Below are 1,845 nucleotides of genomic sequence, written 5' to 3' on the forward strand. Positions count from 1 at the left end.
GGCTGCCCACTGGGACGGATGATCGCCTCGCGACTCGGCGACCATGCGCACAGCTCGCTCGCGAACCTCCGGGGAAAACTTGACTGGTTTCTTCATCGTGGCTCCATTCTCTCAAGAAGTGGAGCCTCCACTAAACCCGGGGCGGTTCACGAGGGATGCTCAGCGGCGTCTATGTTCGCGCTTTTGAAGCCTTTTTGAAATTCACTGAGGAGGAGTGGCCGCAGGCGGTTGACGACCCCCTCGTCGGACTCTTCCTTCTCATTTGCGACGTCGCGCTTTCTCCCTCGGAGGGCCTCTTCTTACCAATGACTGATCCATCTTCCCTCATTTGGTCGACTGACCCGGGCTGGAGGTTCATCTTTCTTTGTCGATTGGCCAAGGACGAAGGTAAGTCTTTCAAGGACTCTATCCGGAACTACAGTGCTGAGGAGTACTGGGAGGTTAGCCAACGGTTAAGCGACCGTTTACTGAGTCCCAGCCCTAGGCAGCTCGCCGAAGCGGTTTCGCGGTACGCCGACACGCATCCAGCGTGGATCCAACTGATGGAAGAGGATGCGACCTTCGAATACCGGGAAGGGAACTTCCCAATCCGAGTGCTGCTCGGGCGCTTCACACGCGTGCAGCGCGACAAACTAAAAGCGCCCCAGTTTTTCTGCTGGCCCGGCATGTGCCTGACCAGCTTCCGACAGGCGCTGGACAGCGAGACTGTCCAATTGCTGTTCAGAGAGCATCAGGCGCTGTTCCTGGATCGAGCCGACAGAGACGTATATCCGCGACTGGTGCCAGGCAAGGACGGGAAGACACTACAGCGCCTCTTGGACGATTTCTACATTTGGGTGTCCATGTACGAGATGACTCGTCAGTGGTTGGTCGAAGATGGCCCGTTCGACTATGACTATGGCTGGCTGACGAGCAAGTTCAACAACGCAGAAATAAAGGACTGGGTGGATAGCGCATTCAAGATCGGCACCGGCGTACACCCGGATGCTTTCTCGATCTTGCGGTGAATTGGCGGGGCGGTACTGGAGCGTTTTGGGAGGATGCGTCTGGAGCAAATGACCGGGCTTAAGAGATAGTTGCGTTGCCCGCACGAATTTTTCACTTTCCGTGGCAGAAGCGGTGGATTCTTCCACTTTTGGTGTCACACGCGATCTAGACATGTGTCATGAAACCTGAAAATTTCGTTTATGCTCCGTGGCGGCTTTTCACTTTCTGTGACATCCGACAGGTGGTGCGCCGATCCTAGCGAGATCATAAAAACGCTAGTCATCAAATGGGGTTACGGCTTGCCAGGCCGTAACCCTTTTTCATTGAAGTGAGACTGTCCATGCCTCTCATCGATATCAAGAATCTCCAACTCGCCGCCGCCGCCTTTGGCGAGCGGCGCGGCTGGGGCAAGTATCACAGCCCCAAGAATCTCGCCATGGCGCTGAGCGTCGAGGTGTCCGAACTCGTGGAAATCTTCCAGTGGCAGACGGAAGAGGAATCCCGCAACGTCATGGCGACCGCGGAGCGGGCGCATGTGGAGCAGGAACTGGCGGATATTACGATTTACCTCACGCAGCTTGTGACGGCGTTGGGGGTGGATCTGGATGCCGCGGTGAGGGCGAAAATGGAAATGAATGCGGTGAAATATCCCCCACCGGCGGGGGAAGCGTAGCGGGATACCGCCACCTACCGATTCTCTATCCCTACCCGCCAGACCCGCGCTGCAGCGTCTCCCTCATACCGCACAAACGCCACGCTGGACACCATCGGCTCAACAATAGGAATCTTCTCCATCGGGGTGACGATCAGGCATTGCACGTTGGCGGCGCCTAGCCGTTGTAGCCAGTTGCGCGTGGT

2 protein-coding genes are annotated in these 1,845 nt (G+C 56.8%); both read left to right on the forward strand.

All coding sequences use genetic code 11. From position 1 onward, the window contains the following. Window positions 1-155 precede the first annotated feature (155 nt). A complete protein-coding gene (locus AB4Z27_RS28835; RefSeq protein ID WP_441645962.1) occupies window positions 156-1,007 on the forward strand; it encodes a hypothetical protein in 852 nt (283 codons plus the stop codon). 320 nt (window positions 1,008-1,327) lie between these two features. Next, on the forward strand, window positions 1,328-1,660 hold the full coding sequence (locus AB4Z27_RS28840; protein WP_441591525.1) for a nucleotide pyrophosphohydrolase: 333 nt from the start codon (window positions 1,328-1,330) through the stop codon (window positions 1,658-1,660). Window positions 1,661-1,845: the final 185 nt, after the last annotated feature.

The sequence above is a fragment of the Cupriavidus sp. KB_39 genome, from assembly GCF_052114485.1.
Lineage (GTDB): Bacteria > Pseudomonadota > Gammaproteobacteria > Burkholderiales > Burkholderiaceae > Cupriavidus.

Coding starts and splice junctions, on each gene's coding strand:
- AB4Z27_RS28835 (WP_441645962.1), top strand. CDS start 156: ATGCTCAGCGGCGTCTATGTTCGCGCTTTTGAAGCCTTTTTGAAATTC.
- AB4Z27_RS28840 (WP_441591525.1), top strand. CDS start 1,328: ATGCCTCTCATCGATATCAAGAATCTCCAACTCGCCGCCGCCGCCTTT.